Origin of the sequence: Flavobacterium chungangensis (genome assembly GCF_042654045.1) — a bacterium.
GTDB classification, from domain to species: domain Bacteria; phylum Bacteroidota; class Bacteroidia; order Flavobacteriales; family Flavobacteriaceae; genus Flavobacterium; species Flavobacterium chungangensis.
Genome location: NZ_JBHSFY010000006.1, coordinates 250374 through 268803 on the forward strand (window position 1 = coordinate 250374; position 18430 = coordinate 268803).

Annotated in this window: 17 protein-coding genes; 4 read left to right on the forward strand and 13 right to left on the reverse strand. The window is 33.5% G+C overall.

Features of this window, described 5'->3' with window-relative positions; all coding sequences use genetic code 11:
* Positions 1-48 precede the first annotated feature (48 nt).
* The gene (locus ACFO3N_RS12040; protein WP_379798013.1) at positions 49-1905 is read left to right on the forward strand and encodes a M61 family metallopeptidase; all 1857 of its coding nucleotides are present in this window, start codon (positions 49-51) and stop codon (positions 1903-1905) included.
* Positions 1906-2068: 163 nt separating this feature from the next.
* Here ACFO3N_RS12040 and ACFO3N_RS12045 read toward each other — a convergent pair whose 3' ends face one another.
* Positions 2069-2512, reverse strand: coding sequence for a hypothetical protein (locus ACFO3N_RS12045; protein WP_095929892.1), 444 nt, complete (start codon positions 2510-2512; stop codon positions 2069-2071).
* Positions 2513-2674: 162 nt separating this feature from the next.
* A complete protein-coding gene (locus ACFO3N_RS12050; RefSeq protein ID WP_379798015.1) occupies positions 2675-5008 on the reverse strand; it encodes a GH92 family glycosyl hydrolase in 2334 nt (777 codons plus the stop codon).
* Between the two features lie 145 nt (positions 5009-5153).
* On the opposite strand from ACFO3N_RS12050, the gene imm9 reads away from it, so the two are divergent.
* Positions 5154-5603 (forward strand): Imm9 family immunity protein, encoded by a 450-nt coding sequence (gene imm9, locus ACFO3N_RS12055; protein WP_379798017.1) that lies wholly within the window; start codon positions 5154-5156, stop codon positions 5601-5603.
* Positions 5604-5665: 62 nt separating this feature from the next.
* The gene (locus ACFO3N_RS12060; protein ID WP_379798019.1) at positions 5666-6289 is read left to right on the forward strand and encodes a M949_RS01915 family surface polysaccharide biosynthesis protein; all 624 of its coding nucleotides are present in this window, start codon (positions 5666-5668) and stop codon (positions 6287-6289) included.
* A 26-nt stretch (positions 6290-6315) separates the two neighbouring features.
* Here the strand turns inward: ACFO3N_RS12060 and ACFO3N_RS12065 are convergent, their stop codons facing one another.
* The 11 genes from ACFO3N_RS12065 to ACFO3N_RS12115 all read right to left on the reverse strand — a co-directional run bounded on the left by ACFO3N_RS12065 (position 6316) and on the right by ACFO3N_RS12115 (position 16829).
* Entirely contained in the window at positions 6316-6846 is a 531-nt protein-coding gene (locus ACFO3N_RS12065; RefSeq protein WP_379798021.1) for a hypothetical protein, read from the reverse strand.
* Positions 6847-6870: 24 nt separating this feature from the next.
* A complete protein-coding gene (locus tag ACFO3N_RS12070) occupies positions 6871-7227 on the reverse strand; it encodes a hypothetical protein (protein WP_250835345.1) in 357 nt (118 codons plus the stop codon).
* A gap of 176 nt (positions 7228-7403) precedes the next feature.
* Positions 7404-8582, reverse strand: a complete 1179-nt coding sequence (locus ACFO3N_RS12075; protein ID WP_379798023.1) for an AIR synthase related protein — start codon at positions 8580-8582, stop codon at positions 7404-7406.
* Between the two features lie 154 nt (positions 8583-8736).
* Positions 8737-10221, reverse strand: coding sequence for a carboxypeptidase regulatory-like domain-containing protein (locus tag ACFO3N_RS12080; RefSeq protein WP_379798025.1), 1485 nt, complete (start codon positions 10219-10221; stop codon positions 8737-8739).
* Positions 10222-10278: 57 nt separating this feature from the next.
* Complete coding sequence (locus tag ACFO3N_RS12085; protein WP_379798027.1) at positions 10279-11640, reverse strand: CsgG/HfaB family protein; 1362 nt, start codon at positions 11638-11640, stop codon at positions 10279-10281.
* A gap of 1 nt (position 11641) precedes the next feature.
* A complete protein-coding gene (locus ACFO3N_RS12090; RefSeq protein ID WP_250835341.1) occupies positions 11642-12046 on the reverse strand; it encodes a curli production assembly/transport component CsgF in 405 nt (134 codons plus the stop codon).
* A gap of 16 nt (positions 12047-12062) precedes the next feature.
* Positions 12063-12389: a CsgE family curli-type amyloid fiber assembly protein gene (locus tag ACFO3N_RS12095; RefSeq protein ID WP_379798164.1), complete on the reverse strand. Its 327-nt coding sequence runs from the start codon at positions 12387-12389 to the stop codon at positions 12063-12065.
* The gene (csgH, locus tag ACFO3N_RS12100; protein WP_250835340.1) at positions 12389-12790 is read right to left on the reverse strand and encodes a curli-like amyloid fiber formation chaperone CsgH; all 402 of its coding nucleotides are present in this window, start codon (positions 12788-12790) and stop codon (positions 12389-12391) included. The genes ACFO3N_RS12095 and csgH overlap by 1 nt, the downstream gene beginning before the upstream one ends.
* A gap of 6 nt (positions 12791-12796) precedes the next feature.
* The gene (locus ACFO3N_RS12105) at positions 12797-13321 is read right to left on the reverse strand and encodes a hypothetical protein (RefSeq protein ID WP_379798029.1); all 525 of its coding nucleotides are present in this window, start codon (positions 13319-13321) and stop codon (positions 12797-12799) included.
* Positions 13322-13383: 62 nt separating this feature from the next.
* On the reverse strand, positions 13384-14232 hold the full coding sequence (locus ACFO3N_RS12110) for a hypothetical protein (RefSeq protein WP_379798031.1): 849 nt from the start codon (positions 14230-14232) through the stop codon (positions 13384-13386).
* A gap of 407 nt (positions 14233-14639) precedes the next feature.
* The gene (locus ACFO3N_RS12115) at positions 14640-16829 is read right to left on the reverse strand and encodes a glutamine synthetase III family protein (protein WP_379798033.1); all 2190 of its coding nucleotides are present in this window, start codon (positions 16827-16829) and stop codon (positions 14640-14642) included.
* Positions 16830-17259: 430 nt separating this feature from the next.
* Here ACFO3N_RS12115 and ACFO3N_RS12120 point away from each other — a divergent pair, with 430 nt between their 5' ends.
* Complete coding sequence (locus tag ACFO3N_RS12120) at positions 17260-18276, forward strand: glutamine synthetase beta-grasp domain-containing protein (protein ID WP_012024410.1); 1017 nt, start codon at positions 17260-17262, stop codon at positions 18274-18276.
* Positions 18277-18430 lie beyond the last annotated feature (154 nt).

Genomic DNA, 18430 nt, shown 5'->3' on the forward strand with positions numbered 1-18430 from the left:
AACTTTTCGGTACTTTTTGTGTCAAATACTATAACTAAACATATAAAAATGAAAAAAATACTTTACACCTTAGCTCTAGCGGTAACTTTTTGGAGCTGTAAAACAGGTAGCACTGGAGCCGCGAAAAGCAATATAGTTGAAGTTAATATCAATTTAACCGATGTTAAAGACGACAAAGTTTTAGTAACTGTCACTCCTCCAGCCATTAAGACTGACGAAATTACTTACAGTATTCCTAAAACCGTTCCTGGTACTTATTCAACAGATAATTACGGAAAATATTCAGAAGATTTTAAAGCTTTTGATGCTAAAGGAAACGCTCTTACGGTAAAAAGATTAGGTGATAATTCTTGGTCTATCTCAAACGCAAAGACATTAAAAAAAATTACTTATCTGGTAAACGATACTTTCGATACAGAAAAAGGAACTGGATTTGGAAATGACGATGTTTTTTCTCCAGCAGGAACAAACATCGATGCAGGAAAAAATTTCATGGTTAACACTCATGGTTTTGTAGGATATTTTCAAGATAAATTAGACGTTCCGTACAAAGTTACGATCACGCATCCTGAAACACTTTGGGGAGCTACTTCTATGACCGATCAAGATGCAAGCAATACTTCTGATGTGTTTGCCACTTCTCGTTATGCTATTTTGGTAGAAAACCCAATTATGTATTCTAAACCTGATTACACTACTTTTAATGTAAACGGAATGGACATCTTAATTGCTGTGTACTCTCCTACCGGAAAATATACTGCCGAGAGCATTACTCCAGAGATGAAAACCATGATGACCGCACAGAAAAACTTTTTAGGAAAAGTAAATTCTACTAAAAAATACACTGTTTTGGTCTATCTCTCAAGCATGGCTAAAGATGATGCTCACGGTTTTGGAGCTTTAGAACACCCAACTGCTACAACTGTAGTTTTACCAGAATCAATGCCAAAAGAAAAATTGGTAGAAACACTAAAGGATGTAGTTTCTCACGAATTCTTTCATATTGTGACTCCATTGACTATTCACTCAAAAGAAATTCAGTATTTTGATTACAATGCACCAAAAATGTCTGAACATTTATGGATGTACGAAGGTGTAACAGAATATTTTGCTAATCTATTCCAAATTAACCAAGGTTTAATTGACGAAGCTGAATTCTACACTCGTATTGCAGACAAAATTGCACAATCTAAACAGTTAGATGATACAATGTCGTTTACAGTAATGAGTAAAAATGTATTGGATCAGCCTTATAAAGACCAATATTTAAATGTTTACCAAAAAGGTGCTTTAATTGGTATGTGTATTGACATTATTATTAGAGAGAAAAGCAATGGAGAAAGAGGTATTTTGGATTTAATGCATAAATTATCTGATGAATATGGGGTTGAAAAACCTTTTAATGACGATGAATTATTCGCAAAAATCACTTCTTTGACTTATCCTGAAGTGGGTGACTTTTTAAATAAATATGTTGCTGGAACTACTCCAATTCCTTACGATTTTTATCTAGCAAAAGTGGGTGTTACAAAAGCAAGCGAGAAAAAGGCTGGAAATCCGTTCATTAAAGGACAAACTCCTTACATTACTATTGATAAGGCAACAAAAGAAATCGCGGTTCGTCCTGAATCAGAATCAACTGCATTCTTTAAAAACCTAAACTTAAAAGGTGGCGATAAAATTTTAGCTGTAAACAATAAATCATACAACCTAGATAATATTTATGATTTAATTACAGAAAGTGAAAATTGGAAAGAAAATGATCCTATTACACTTAAAGTAAAACGTGGAACTAAAGAAGAAACCATAAAAGGAACTGTAAAACTGCCATTTGAAGAAACAGAAACTTTTAAAGCTACAGATGCTTCAAAAGAGAAACTTAAAAATGCATGGTTAAAAGGATAATTTCTTTTAAAGACATAAAAAAAACCGACAAGTGATTGTCGGTTTTTTTGTTTGTCATCCTGAGGAACGAAGGATCACACACGTAAATCGACAAAGATTGTCCGACATACTTTGCGGAGCTTCTTGTGTGATCCTTCGTTCCTCAGGATGACAAAAAAATGCGTTATTTCTTTACTGGAAATTTCCAATCAAACTCATCTTTACTATTGATGATGGCTCCAATTTCAAACTTTACTACCTCATCAAATTCTGTTTGAAGGATAAACCAGTTGTCTTCGTTGAAGTAATTTTCAAAAGTATCAAAAGTTTCTTGATTGAATTTTGTGATTCCTTTTGCAGCAAAATCTTTCTTTACGTCAGCAATTTTTCTTCCGATTAATTTGAATCCGAAAACTTCTAGATCATTGCTTGATGCTACTAAATAACCTAATTTCAAATCTTCTTCCTGATAAAATGTCAATCTGATTTTGTGTGCATTATAAACAAAAATCACATTATCGTCTTCGTCTTTATAGTTTTTATCAGGTTTTCCTAAAGCTGCTGTTACATCATTCTGCTTCATTCCGAAAAGCAGTTTCTCTATTCCTGATTTTAAATTGATCTTCATATCGATTGTCTTTATTTGAAGTGCAAATTTCGTGAAGTTTTTTGTTGTTTTGCCACGAATCGCACAAATTTTCACGAATTAAATAGTGTCGTTTGTCAGGCTGAGCGGAGTCGAAGCAATTTTAAGCTAAAAAGCCCTTCAACTTCGCTCAGGGTGACACGTCTAGTATCTCTTTTTATTTGGCTTGTTACTCATATAAAACGTAATCTTTCCTCCATTCATCACATCGGCATGCTTTAAAAATGGTTTTTCCAATTGTTTTCCGTTAAGGAGAACTTTACTCACAAATACATTTTTATCAGATTGATTTACAGTTTCGACTTCAAAAGTTTTTCCATTTTCTAAATTTAAAATAGCATTTTTCATCAACGGACTTCCTAATGCATATTCGTCAGAACCTGGAGCAACTGGATAAAATCCTAAACTACTAAAGATATACCAAGCACTCATTTGTCCAAAATCGTCATTTCCTCCTAAACCGTCAGCGCCATTTCTATACATTTTTTTCAAAATCATTCTAATTTTATCTTGCGCTTTCCAAGGAGAATCTGTCCAATTGTACAAATAAACCACGTGATGAGAAGGCTCGTTACCGTGAACATAATTCCCGATTATTCCGTCTCTTGTAATATCTTCGGTATTTTCAAAATATTTGTCTGGAAGATGCATATTGAACAGAGAATCTAAACGAACTTTAAATTTCTCATTTCCACCCATCAATTTAATCATATCAGCAGGATCATGCGGAACGTATAAGCTGTAATTCCAAGAATTTCCTTCAATAAAACCTTGCCCATGCGTATCTAGCGGATCAAACTCTTTTTTGAATGTTCCGTCATTCAATTTCGGACGCATGAAACCCGTTTTCTCGTCATAAACATTTTTATAGTTTTTCGATCTAGCAATGAATTCATTATAAATATCTGTTTTTCCTAATTTCTTAGCTGCCTGTGCAATTGCCCAATCGTCATAAGCATATTCTAAAGTTTTAGAAACCGAAGCGCCATTTTTATCTTCTGGAACATACCCTTTATTCATGTAAAATTCCAAACCATCGTAATACGGCACTTTTGCAGTATTTACACAAGCTTGAAGCGCTTTTTCGGCATCAAAACTAATATTGCCTTTTACAATTGCATCTGCCACAACCGAAACCGAATGATATCCAATCATACACCAATTTTCGTTGGCATAATGCGACCAGATCGGAAGCATTTTATGAACACTCTGATCTGAATGCGCCAACATAGAACTTACCATATCGCCGTTTCTTTTTGGCTGCACAATATTAAATAAAGGGTGCAGAGCGCGATACGTATCCCAAAGCGAATAACTGGTATAATTGGTAAAGTTTTCGGCTTTATGCACATTCATGTCTAGACCTTTATAATTTTTATCTAAATCCATGTATTCTGTTGGCCCTAAAAATGCGTGATACATTGCGGTATAAAAATTAACCAAATCTTCTTTTTGAATGGTTTCTACTTGAACTTTATTCAATTCATTATTCCAAACCTCCTGACTTTGTTTTTTTACTTTTTCGAAATCCCAATCTGGAGCTTCTTTTTTCATATTTTCTAATGCACCGGCAGAACTTACAGGAGAAAGTGCCATTTTGATTTTGATTTTCTCGCCTTCATTCGTATCAAAATCAAAAAATAATTTTAGGTTCTGACCTGCCATTTCTGGAAAGTTTTTCGTTTGATCGAATCTTCCCCAAAAACCTCTATAAACGCTTTTTTCCTGAGCAGCTTGTCCGTAACTTTTAATTGGTTTATTGAAAGACATTGCAAAATAAACCGTTCTAGTTCTCGCCCATCCGTTTGTTTGGCGATATCCCGTTATTAAAGTGTCATTTTCTACACGAACAAATGTCCAAACATTCTTTTTATCGTAGTTGTAAATTCCTGAAGTCAGATCTAAAATGATATGTGCTTCATTAGATTTTGGAAAAGTATATTGATGCATTCCAACTCGCGTTGTCGCTGTCAATTCTGCTTTTATTTTATGATCTTCCAGAAAAACGCTGTAATAAGCCGGTTCTGCATTTTCTGTCGAATGTGAAAATGCTGATCTATAACCAGACAACGGTTTTGATGCTACACCAGGATTCAATTGCAGTTTACCAGTTGTTGGCATAATTAAGAAATCGCCTAAATCGGAATGTCCCGTTCCGCTGAAATGGGTGTGGCTGAAACCTACAATCGTTTTATCTTCATACTGATAGCCAGCGCAGTATTTATAAACTTCTCCGTTGTATTTTCCGTTTAAACTGTAAGCAATAGTATCAGTTTCTGGGCTTAATTGCACGCTCCCGAACGGAACTGTTGCGCCTGGATACGTATGTCCCATTTTTGCTGTTCCAATCATTGGATCAACATATTGAATTAAATTTCGTTTTTCGGTTGCTTTCTTTTGCCCTGTTATATTATTCGAAAAAGAGAATATTAAAACCGATATTCCTAGAAGAATTTTTTTGGAGTTTCTTATAATCATTTAGAATTGTCTTTTATTGCTTTTTGAATGTAGAAAAATACAACAAAATGTAGTTTTAAAAAAATATATACTTACACTAAAAAAATATTAAAAAAAAAACAAGATTTTTCTTTCGTTTAATTTCTAAATATCTTTGCATAAAAAAATGAAATTTAAAGTAAATCTAAACCCTGAAATGTTTGACTTTCAAAATTTGCAAAATGAAAGACAAATAATAGAAAAACGCCTTTTTGAAATAACAAAAAGCTGTAATTTCATCAAAGAATTACCTGATTGGACAATTGAAATTAATATACAATTAGGAAAAGGAATTTGGGCTGGAATTTATAAAAAAGGAATTACAACATCATCAATGTTACTTAGAAGTCATACATTGTTTTTACCTATACCATCTAATAAAGAAACTGAATGGGGCGTTAATGAAAAGAAATATGTAAAACAGCCATCAAGGGATTCTAGTAAATTTAAAACTTCGGATGCCAGTTTTTCTAAATACAATAATGCCAGCGACTATATTATAGAAGAATCTTTTTTATTAATTAATGAGCTTTTAAAAATAGGTATAAAATTGCAAAATATAGATATTAAAATTTAGGCTAATAATTAAAACTAAGTTCTATTAAATATCTTTGATATACTAAAAGTATAACACTAAATATGAAAAAATATATTTTAATTCTTCTTTCCTTTTATTCGACATTTGTTTTTTCTCAAAAAGTAGAAAGCTATAAATTGACCAAACAAGAAATTTCAGAAAGAGAACTTGAAAACGTAACTGATTTTCCAATTTACAGAGCTTTTGAATATCAGGATAAAGGTGGTGTTTACGAATTGGTTTTAGGCGAAAATCAAAAAACAATTTCTAAAAAAGACACTTTAAATACCAAATTACAAGCCATTTGCGTAGTCAATGATCACGGCGGATTTCTAGAAAAATGGCGAATTAATGATTTGCTTGAAAATACTATTCCGAAAGAAACAAACATTTGGTTCTGGACAAAATATTGCAGTACAAAAGATATTGATGGCGACGGTTACATTGAACCTATTATTGTTTATGGAACTCGCAATGAAGATGGCTATGTAAGACGCGTAAAAATTATTACGGTTTATAAAAACAAAAAATATGTCATCCGCGCGGTTGAATGCGATTTAGATGATTGCAGAAGTTTTGAAAAAGATCAAAATTGGAATACGCTTCCTCAGAAAATAAAAACGTACATCAATCAATTGATAGAAAAAATGAGAAAAGAACAGGATTTACTGTTGAAAAATGGCTAAAGAAATAATTGATATTGATATTGCCTTTATAATTTAATTTTATTCTTTAATAAAATTTTTATTTGACAAAAGATTCCAAATATACCCCCAAACGCTCCTCCTACATAACTAAATTTATGCATTTCAGAAACAGCAATTAGATTTTTCACGTTTTCGATTTGAAGAGGAAAACAACAAGTTGACTCTAAACTTGAAAAACCTAGAAATCCGTAACATAGTCCTAGTAAACCGATTATTATTGTCGTAGTCAACATTATAATTATTGCAGTACTAATACTTTTTATCATTTCTTTTGTATTACGACTAAATAACCCGATAAAACCAAAGATAAATCCTGCAGATAAACCGATCCACCAAACAGACCATACTCCAATAATTGAAGCTATTAATCTTGGAGTATTTCTTCCGTATTCCACAAAACCAAATTTTTCAAACAGATATTGTGTAAAAAATTCTTTAGAAATTGTATAAGTGAATTGATTGTGTAAAACAGCGAAAAGTGCGGCGATAAGAATACTTAAGAAGATATTGGAAACAAAGACGATTGCTTTTTTCATTTTACATTTTATTATAAATGAAAGCTACTCGTTCATTTCATCGTAACGTTCTGGAACTTGAGGGTCATAAAGCGGACATTTGAATTCTTCCATGATATCTACTAGTTTATTCATGGTTTTTCCTTCTGTTCCGTAGCAGTCAATTTTTATGCTTTGTGGAGTAGTGATTACTTGAAATGCACCTTTTCCTTTTGGGTTTTTCCAGCTGTTTTCATCCACTCTTTCCCATTCAGAAAAGACTGAATTTATTCTGTTTACGATTACTTCAACTTGAAGTTCTGCCAGACCTTCCACTTCTTGTTTTTCAACAAGAGCTTCATAAACTTCCTGATTGTTCAGGTAGATTTCGTCTAGATATTTCCAAAAAAGTAATTCGTACATAGTTAAATATTTTTAAACCATATAAGTGATATAAGAAAATATAAATTCTTTCTGAGTGAAATCGAAAGCTGTCAAATCAAAATAGGACTTCGACGGAGTTTATCCTGAGGAACGAAGGGCTCAGTCTGACAATCTAATTTAAAATGAACTTATATCACTTATATGGTTAATTTATTTTAATAATTGAATGTTCCGTATTCGCTTGTAATAGTTAGCTTTTTAGAATCAGATGCTTCTACTCTACCTACAATTTGCGCATCAACATTGAATGATTTCGAAATTTCGATAATATCTTGTGCGATATTTTCTGGAACGTAAAGCTCCATTCTGTGACCGCAATTGAAAACCTGATACATTTCTTTCCAGTCTGTTTTTGATTGTTCTTGAATTAATTTGAACAATGGTGGAACTGGAAATAAATTGTCTTTTATAACGTGTAAATCTTTTACGAAATGCAAAATTTTAGTTTGCGCTCCTCCACTGCAATGCACCATTCCGTGAATATCATTTGGAGTATATTTATCTAAAATTTTCTTGATAATTGGAGCGTAGGTTCTAGTTGGAGAAAGCACTAACTGGCCCGCATTGATTGGGCTGTTTTCAACTTCATCTGTTAAATTAACCTGTCCAGAATAAATTAATTCTTCTGGAACTGCTGCATCATAACTTTCTGGATATTTTTTAGCCAAATATTTTCCAAAAACGTCATGACGTGCAGAAGTTAATCCGTTACTTCCCATTCCGCCATTATAGCTTTTCTCATAAGTTGCTTGTCCGAAAGAAGCCAAACCAACAATTACGTCTCCTTCTTTAATGTTTGCGTTGTCTACAACGTCGCTGCGTTTCATACGAGCTGTTACGGTAGAGTCCACAATAATAGTACGAACTACGTCTCCAACATCGGCTGTTTCTCCTCCTGTTGAATGAATGGTAACTCCGAATGATTTTAACTCGTTGATTAATTCTTCTGTTCCGTTAATGATTGCAGAAATTACCTCAGCTGGAATTAGGTTTTTATTTCTTCCAATAGTTGAAGAAAGTAAAATATTATCTGTTGCACCAACACACAATAAATCGTCAATATTCATGATTAAGGCATCTTGAGCAATTCCTTTCCAAACAGAAAGATCTCCAGTTTCTTTCCAGTACATGTATGCCAAAGACGACTTTGTACCTGCTCCGTCAGCATGCATAATAAGGCAATGCTCATCGTCCTGAGTTAAATAATCAGGAACAATTTTACAGAATGCTTGCGGAAATAAACCTTTGTCAATATTTTTTATAGCGTTATGTACGTCTTCTTTTGATGCCGAAACACCTCTTTGTGCATATCTTTTGCTAGAATCTGAACTCATGAAAATTAGTTTGTGTTGATGTGCAGCAAAGATAATCCCTTTTTTTAATTCTTTGCCTTATTCGATTATTTGATTGATAAAAAAATCGGCAGAATTATATATTCTGCCGATCTCCCGAAATAAAATTGGTTATTAAAGCTTGGTTTATTATTTTTTATTCCCAATCGGGCATGGATGATCCTGTGAATAAGGTAGTTCTCGAATTCGCAACTCCAATACCACATTTCACGACGTTTTTTACAGAGATGCCATCATTTGAAGTATTTAGAAAAATTAATTCTGCTTCATTAGGAGAGTATCGAACATCTAAATCATTTGTTCCTGCTATTTTTTCTGTAGCCAATTGATATGAATTTCCAAGAATAAAACTGTATTCGAAAATTTTAGAATCCAACTGACGATAATTTGAACTCTCAAATCCTGAAACATCTTTTGTGTAAACTAATTTTAGACCTGAAACAGAAAAATTCAAACCACTAACGGCACCTGGCTCTCCTGCCAACACAGGTGTAACAATTACGCCCGACGGATTTATAACGTAAATTTCCACATTATATCCATTTATATCATTCACTTTTAAGGCTATTTTGCTTCCATCTGCACTCCAGTCGCATTCTGAAATAAATTTACCATTTGGAGTCTGAAAGATTTTTGTTAATCCGCTGCCGTCGCTTTTTATTCGGTATAATTTATCAAAATTTGGATAGATAAATTCGCTTCCCGATGCATTCCAAGAATAACCTAAATAATCGGCATTAAATCCTGCAATAGAAACCGAACTTGTCACCTTTTTAATATCGGTTCCGTCAAAATTCATAGTATAAATATCATTTTGCGAACCGCTTGTTCCTATAAAAGCAATTTTTTGAGCCTGATTATTTCGTCTAGGACGCCAGCTATTTTTTTCTGAACTTGTCAATTGGTATTGTTTGCCAGCATCATCTGCAGTAAAAATTACATTATTGCCACTGATACTTTTGACAAATAAATGCCTTGTTGCAGGAAATGCTATTGTAGAAAAAGTGCTGATAGTACTTAATACAGGCGTATTTACTCCATCATTTACTGTAACTTGCCAATAATATTTAGTTCCATAAATCAGATCTGTGACTGTCAACTTTTTATCTTTTATGTCATTAAAAACAGCCACATCGCTATTTTTATCATTTCTAAGCGTCACAGTATAGGTCATTACATCATTATCTGGATCTGTAACAGTCCAGGTTAAATCTAAATTTACGAGTTGGTTTATACTATTATCGGCAGGAACTGTTAAGACAGGAACTGTTGGCGGTTTATTATTTGCCGTAGATTTATTTAATTCAAAAACAATTTCTGAGGTATTATTTGCTGTCACGTTGACTGATTCAAATTTTGCTGTAAAGCCATCTTTTTGAGCCTGAAAAGAATATTCGCCAACTTTGACATTCGAAACAGTAAACTTTCCTTCGGCGTCTGTAAATACTGTACTAGTTGTTGGGCTAGACATTATTTTTACATTTTCCATCGGCACAAAAGTTTCGCTGTTAACGACTTTTCCGGTAACGGTTCCATAATCAGATGATCCAATTTTTTCTTCACTACAGGAAATAAAAACCACTAAAAAAATTGCACTTATTATTTTGTATAAATTCTTCATGATTAGCTTGCTTTAAGATTTAAACGTGTGTCTTCTATTTTCGAAATTTCTAACCTATTACTTCTTCTTTTTGCCGAAATAAAACGTTAGTCCTAACCCAAATTTATAATAGTAATCATCACGTGTTCCTGCTACGATATAATCAAGATTGTCACTGAAATTGATATTCTGCTCAGCAAATAATTTTATTCCTATGCGATCTGATGCCATATATTCTAAACCCGCACCGTATTGAAATTTTCCGTACGTGTTTTCAAATTTCCTATTCATACCATATCCTCCTCCAGCATATACATATGGAGTAAAACGATCTTTTGGAAGAATGATCCATTCCATATTAAGATCGTAGGTAATATACCCGACATCAAGTAAATTTTTGTTAGCGAGGTTTACAACATTGGTAGAAGCGCTTACTGTAAAACTTGGAGTAAGCATCCATTTTAAAGCTCCACGTCCAAAAGGTCTTAATAGCGGATCTCGATAATCTCCATCCATTAAAGTAGTACCGCCAGAAAGTTCTATGGCAAATTTACTCCTTCTGTTTTCAAGCACTCTGTCATACAAACCAGTTACATCAGCAGTTTTGGTTTCTTCGGCATAAGCTTTCAGTAAATTATCAACTTCCCATTTTGGAGCATCGGCTTCCCAGACATTATCTTTTATTCCCTCTAATACTAAAGATTCGACGGCTTTTTCTATAGCTTCTGTAACAGCCATATGCACCGGTTCGTTGGTAGTATATCCCGTTTCTACTTCTAGAAGTCTTTTAAAATTGACATATCTAAAAAGGCTCTCATCGATTGCTTGCGACAAGATCGTTTTTGAAATATAAACAGATTTTAAAATTTTACCGTTTGATGTAGAAATCATTCTAAGATAAATCGTTACACGGTCTTGACGGTATTTTACAGATGCTCCTGCACCAAAATATCTCGCACCAAATCCGCCCGTAATAATATTAGAATCATAAGAAACAATTCCTCCTTCTAATAAAACACCCGCATACAATAAAGGAGTTAGCTGCGGTTCATTCGGATCAGCATTTTTTATATATTCTTGACGAGTAGCACGAATAAGATTTCGCTCCTGCAATAGATTTCCAATATTTTCACGCTCAATTGGTATAAACCATTTTGAGTCCTCCAGCGCTTTTATCAAAATAGAAGTGGCTCCCTGGGTCACAGCTGTACTAAAACTGCTTCCATTTTCCTGAGGCTTGTATTGTCCTGTTTGGTCTCTAAATTTATAGACCCCAACAACAACTTGTTCCTTAGGTTTTGGCAAATCTTTTAGCAATGATGTCGCAGGCGTTCCCTCTCCCAAAACAGCTTTTTGAACTCCAGTGGGTTGATTGTAGTAAGCGCCGCAGCCATTAAAAAGAAATCCAAATAAAATAAATAGGTAGTGATGTAATCGCATGTTATTGATTTGGGATGATTACTTGTGTTTGCTCTCCTGTATTGGTATCTAAAATATTAAGTGTTAATCCATCTGATGACGGAAAAACATCTACCGAATAACTCCCAAAAGTATAAGAGCCTTCTTTGATACCATCTGTACCAAATTGCTGTTTGTAAAGCTGGCTAGAGATCTGACTTAACAATTGCGAATTTAAATTGGTTTTAAATCGTTCTAAATCAGTTTGGGTTGCAGGAACAGCTGTTTTATCTTTTTGCTTATTCTGTGCTTCTGCACTGCTTAAAAGCCATTGATAATTAAAGGTGTCTCCTCCAAAAGCCGGATTGACTGGTTTATAAACTAGTGCCTGAGCGTTTATAAACGGAGAAATGCAGAGTACTGCTGCGAAGGTTAAAATAAATTTCATAGCGCTAATAATAAAATTAATACTGAGTGAAATATTTGCGTTCTTTTTCTTTTTCTTTCAAATAAGTAAAGGTTGCGTTTACAGCTTCTTCTGCAACCGCATCTAAAAATTCGTCGTCTGGCCTAATTAGAAAATTATAAATAACTTCATTATCTATCACTATAGATATTGCAGTATTTCTGGCAAAACTATATTCTTCACCTATTGTTACTATTTTTTCGGCGTTTATCCCTATTTCATTGTATTTGTAATAATACCTATCGTAAAAATCTTTTCCTGCTTTTGTTTTAGTATCATCGGTGATAATACCTCTTAAAACAAACCCATCAGTAGGAAGGACTATTACATTATCTTTTTTTTTTCACCTAATACCACACGATCTTTTGCGACAATTTGTTTGTCTTCATCATAAAACAATAGCAATACAATTACTTCGTCATCTGTGGCCAAATTAATTTGAGAGGTGGATAGTTTCTGAATCTCGTTGGGCTGTAAGGTAAAAACACCAACTTGCTCATTATTAGATTGATTATTACTTTTATCATTATTTTTTATAACAGACAAGCGATAAGCTGCACTTCGAATAACATCTGTTAAGTTCTCTGCAGTACCTGTAATTTTTACGCTGTTCTCTACTTTCTCTATTTCAATTTTTGCTTTTATCTTATCCTGCGGAACTTGTCCATAGGCTAAAACTGCAAAAAGCATTAAAAAGATTGTAATATGTCTGTTGATAAAATGCATGTTATTTTAATTATTTATAAGAATAATTGAGGCTCCATTTCCTGTCTGTGTAATTTTCATGTTTTTGGACAGTGAATTGGTTCCAATGTTTTGAATGCTTTGATTATCTCCTTTTTGGATCATTTCCATATTTACATTGTAATTAGTGTGCAATGTAAAATCAGTAATCTTATTATTGTCTCCTTGCTGAACAACACTTTGAGTAATTGTTTTAGCATTTTTATTTAACAATAATGCGTTGCTATCGCCATTTTGATCTATAGCAACTTTTGTATCGTTCGATTTTAAGAACGCATAAACTGTATTAAAATCTCCTATCTGCTGAATTTGCACGCCAGATGGAATTCTAGAATTCAATTCGTTTTTTTCTTTTTTATTCAAATTAGAAACAATACTAAATGCTTTCTCTTTTGAATTAAAAAGCGATGAACTATAATTTTTAAATTCTGAATTATCTGCTTTTTCCTGAGCATAAAACACAGGGCAGTAAAAGATTAAAAGTATTATGTATAAAATGAAAGGTTTCATCATTTAATAATTTAAATTAAAAAATGTGATAACCGTTTTACGGCTATCACATTTTGTTTTTACTCTTAAAGTCCTGATTGAGTAACAGTAATTGTATTCAAGTTACCTTGTGAAAACGCAACACTGCTATGAGAAGCACCAGTTTGAGTTACAGTTGCAGTATTGTTGTTACCAATTTGCAAAGTGCTTTCTTTCAATTTAGTACCATCTTGAGATGTAGTAGCTTTGTTTTCATTACCATATTGATAGTGGTATGATTTGTTACCATCTGCTACAGAAGTTCCAGCTGGAGCTTTTTGTGTCTGCCATGATTTGTTTTTAACCCCTCCTTGAGTAGCATAAGCGTAGTTACCATCTCCGTTTTGAGTTTGAGTAGCTTCGTTAGTGTTATGAGGAGCAAATGGCACACTCACAGCATTAACAGCTGCCAATTGAGCTGCATTGAAAGGAGCTCCGGTTGGTTTTTCGTTTCCTGTTGTACCTTGATCAATAATAGCTTCGTTGTTTTTTCCTGTTTGTGTTTGAGTTGCTTTATCAAATCCGCCTAATGCTGATGCTGGTGGAGCGATTTGATCTTGCCAAATTGTTGCTTTATTCCAGTCTCCTGTTTGAGTTTGGTAAGCTTTGTTGTCATGGTTACTTTGAGAAGCAAATGCAGTATTATTATTTCCTTTTTGTTTTACATCAGCTGCATTATTTTTTGCATTATAAACTCCTGGCTGAATTCCTTGATAAACTTCAGATTTGTTCGAATCTCCTAATTGGTCGATTTTAGAATCATTCGTTTGACCATTTTGATTTACAATACCTGTGTCAGAATTTCCAACCTGGTTTACTGATGAAGTGTTTCCCTGAGCAATTGCTGCTACACCTACAAACAGCATCGCGGAGATGCTTAAAATTACTTTTTTCATAATAAATATATTTAATTGGTTATTAATACAAATTATTATGTAGGTACTTGCAGGTTTACAATTTGGGGGGCAACTTGAAGGGGGCTTCAGAACATCATTTGAAATAGATTTTTAATCTTATTTTCTCAACTTCATGACCAAAATTAGAAAACTTTCTCTAAAATTGGTTCACGTATAAATACCTATTTTACAAGATATTAACCTCTTTTCGATGAACTGTAATACTATCTCGATGAACTGCCCAAATGCTTAAAAATTTTCATAGGAAAAAAGATACTTATTACAATTTCTTTACATTTAAGGGGGTATAAGTGGCAAAAAAGTTCTTCATAAACCATTTTTTTATTATAATCTCAAAAAAAAGCCTGTCTTTTTGAGACAGGCTTTAACAAATTGTTATTATATAATTACTTGGTAAACAATAATTCTCTGTATTTGGTCAATGTCCAGCTTTCGTCATCTACTAATAATTCTAATTTATCGCAGTGATTACGAATTTCATCAAAATAAGGTTTTACGTTATTGCAATACGCTTCTGCCATTTTTTGAGCATCGGTCAATTGATTTGCTTTTTTTCTTTCATTGGTCATAGCCAATACTTTAGAATTGATTCCTTCAATGTGACCCGAAATTTCTTTAATTAAAACAATCTGTTCTTTGGCTAAAGCCTCAAACTCCTTTGCAAAAATTTCTTTCAACCCTTTTACATTATCAATTAAAGTATTTTGGTAACGAATTGCTGTCGGAATTACATGATTTCTCGCAATGTCTCCTAAAACTCTTCCTTCAATTTGGATTTTTTTAGTGTATTCTTCCAATTCGATTTCGTAACGAGCTTCAGCTTCTACGTGATTAAAGATACCTAATTGTTCAAATAATTCTAAAGCTTGTTTAGAAACCTTAGCTTTAATAGCTTCTGGAGTAGTTTTAAAATTGCTCAAGCCTCTTTTAGCTGCTTCTTTTTCCCAAGCTTCACTATAACCGTCTCCTTCAAAAAGGATTTTTTTAGATTGTTTGATGTATTCTCTTAAGACATTAAAGATCGCATCGTCTTTTTTCATGTCTTTATTTTCAATCAAGTTCTCTACTTCATTTTTAAAATCAATTAACTGTTTTGCTACAATCGCATTCAGAGTTGTCATCGCATTTGAACAATTTGAATTGGATCCAACAGCTCTAAACTCAAATTTATTTCCAGTGAAAGCAAAAGGTGAAGTTCTATTTCTGTCTGTATTGTCTAATAATACGTCTGGAATTTTACCAACAACATTCAATTTCAAATCTGTTTTTTCTTCTGGCGAAAGTTTTCCTGTTGTTACGCTTTCCAATTCAGATAAGACCTTAGTTAATTGAGCTCCAATAAATACAGACATAATTGCTGGCGGGGCTTCATTTGCTCCTAACCTATGGTCGTTACTTGCTGTTGCGATAGAGGCTCTTAATAAAGTTTCGTTGTCGTTAACCGCCTTGATTGTATTAATAAAGAAAGTCAAGAACTGTAAATTGCTCATTGGCGTTTTACTCGGACTCAACAAGTTAACTCCTGTATCTGTAGCCAACGACCAGTTATTGTGTTTTCCAGAACCGTTTACTCCTTTAAATGGTTTTTCGTGAAATAACACTTTAAAGTCATGACGTTCTGCAACTTTCTGCATTACATCCATTAATAAAGAGTTGTGGTCAACTGCTAAATTCGTTTCTTCAAAAATCGGTGCTAACTCAAACTGATTTGGCGCAACCTCATTATGACGTGTTTTTACCGGAATACCCAATAACATACATTCTTGCTCTAAATCTCTCATATAAGTAAGAGCGCGAGTTGGAATAGATCCGAAATAGTGATCGTCTAACTGTTGGCCTTTTGCAGAAGTATGACCTAACAAAGTTCTTCCTGTCATCATTAAGTCAGGACGAGAATTTGCCAGCGCTTTATCAATCAAGAAATATTCCTGCTCCCATCCTAATGTTGCAGTTACCTTTTTAACGTTTTTGTCAAAATATTTACAAACCTCTGTTGCAGCTTCGTCAATTGCAGACAATGCTCTTAATAAAGGTATTTTATTATCTAAAGCTTCACCTGTGTAAGCAATAAATACGGTTGGAATACATAAAGTTGTACCATATATAAAAGCAGGAGAAGTCGGATCCCAAGCAGTATATCCTCTTGCTTCAAAAGTATTTCTAATTCCTCCATTCGGGAAACTAGATGCATCTGGCTCTTGCTGCACTAATTGTGCTCCTCCAAATTTTTCTACAGATTCGCTTCCGTCATAAGAAGTTTCAAAAAAAGCATCGTGCTTTTCTGCCGTTGTTCCTGTCAATGGTTGAAACCAATGTGTATAATGAGTCACTCCTTTAGAAAGAGCCCACTCTTTCATTCCCATAGCAATATAATCTGCAAGCTTTCTGTCTATTTTTGTACCATGCTGAATAGCATCTCTTACTCCTTTAAATGCATCTGAAGTTAAATATTGCTTCATTGCTTTTTCATTAAACACATTTGCACCAAAAAGATTTGATTTTCGGCCAATTTCTTCAAAATGCACCGGCTTTCTGTTAGAAGCTTGTTGTAAAGCTTGGAAACGTAATGTTGACATGGTTATGTATATTTTAAATTCGTACTAATTTTCATTAAAAAAAGAAGCAACAAATATAAACAATAAATAAGCCTGTTTAGAATATAAATTATAGATTTTTAGTCAATGATTTTTCAACATAAAACGCTTTTTTCGAAGAATAATGAATTCAAATCGTAGAAATATAACAAAACTGTACGGTATTATTGATTAAATAAACATTTTTTCATAATTTCTTAACTCATAAATTCAAAAATGAGCCGTAATTATTACGAATTTATTTTTTTAAGCTTACTAAAATTGCTTTTTTTAAAATATACCCCTCACAAAATTGCGCTTATCCAAAAAATTATACTTCGCAAAACAAAATAGCCCCCTAATTTTTAGGACTAAAAAAATAAATCTATATTTGACCCAACGAAAAAAAACAAAAAAATTAATTTATATTATTATGGCTAAAATTAAGTTAGAGTACATTTGGTTAGATGGATATGAACCAACTCAAAATCTTAGAAGTAAAACTAAAGTTGAAGAACACGAAAACTTCAAAGGAACATTAGAAGAACTTGGAAACTGGTCATTTGATGGTTCGTCAACTAAACAAGCTGAAGGTGGTTCTTCTGACTGTCTTTTAGTTCCTGTTGCAATTTATCCAGATCCAACTCGTATCAATGGATGGTTAGTAATGTCTGAAGTTATGTACGCAGACGGAACTCCACACCCTTCTAACGGTAGAGCTACAATTGATGATGATAATGATGATTTTTGGTTTGGTTTCGAACAAGAGTATTTCATTATGGATACTAAAACTCAACTTCCACTTGGTTTCCCAGTTGGAGGATACCCTGCTCCACAAGGGATGTACTACTGTTCTGTAGGTGGAAAAAACACACACGGTAGAAAATTAGTTGAAGAGCATGCTGATTTATGTATCGCTGCTGGAATCAACTTTGAAGGAATCAACCAAGAGGTTGCTTGCGGACAATGGGAATTCCAATTATTTGCTAAAGGTGCTAAAAAAGCTGGAGATGAAATCTGGGTTGCTCGTTACCTATTAGACCGTTTGACTGAGAAATATGGTTACTATATTGAATATCACCCAAAACCTCTAGGAGATACAGACTGGAATGGTTCTGGAATGCATGCTAACTTCTCTAACGAAGTATTAAGAACATGTGGAGACCAAGCAACTTACGAAAGAATCTGCGAGGCTTTCCGCCCTGTTACTGCTGAGCACATCGCAGTTTACGGAGCTTACAACGACCAACGTTTAACTGGTAAACACGAAACAGCTTCTATTCACGATTTCTCTTATGGAGTTTCAGACAGAGGATGTTCTATCAGAATTCCTTTAATGACTGTTCAAAAAGGATGGAAAGGATGGTTGGAAGACAGAAGACCAGCTTCAAACGGAGATCCTTACAAAATTGCTGCTAGAATTATCAAAACTGTTAAATCAGCACTATAATTTTAAGCTTAAATTATATTCTAAAAATGCCAGCATTATTTGCTGGCATTTTTTTTATACTAAACCCGAGAGCTTTAAATTACAAATTAACTGCCAACTTTGTCAAAGTTCCCATCTTACCTATTTTCACTCTTAAACCTCATAACTTTATAAC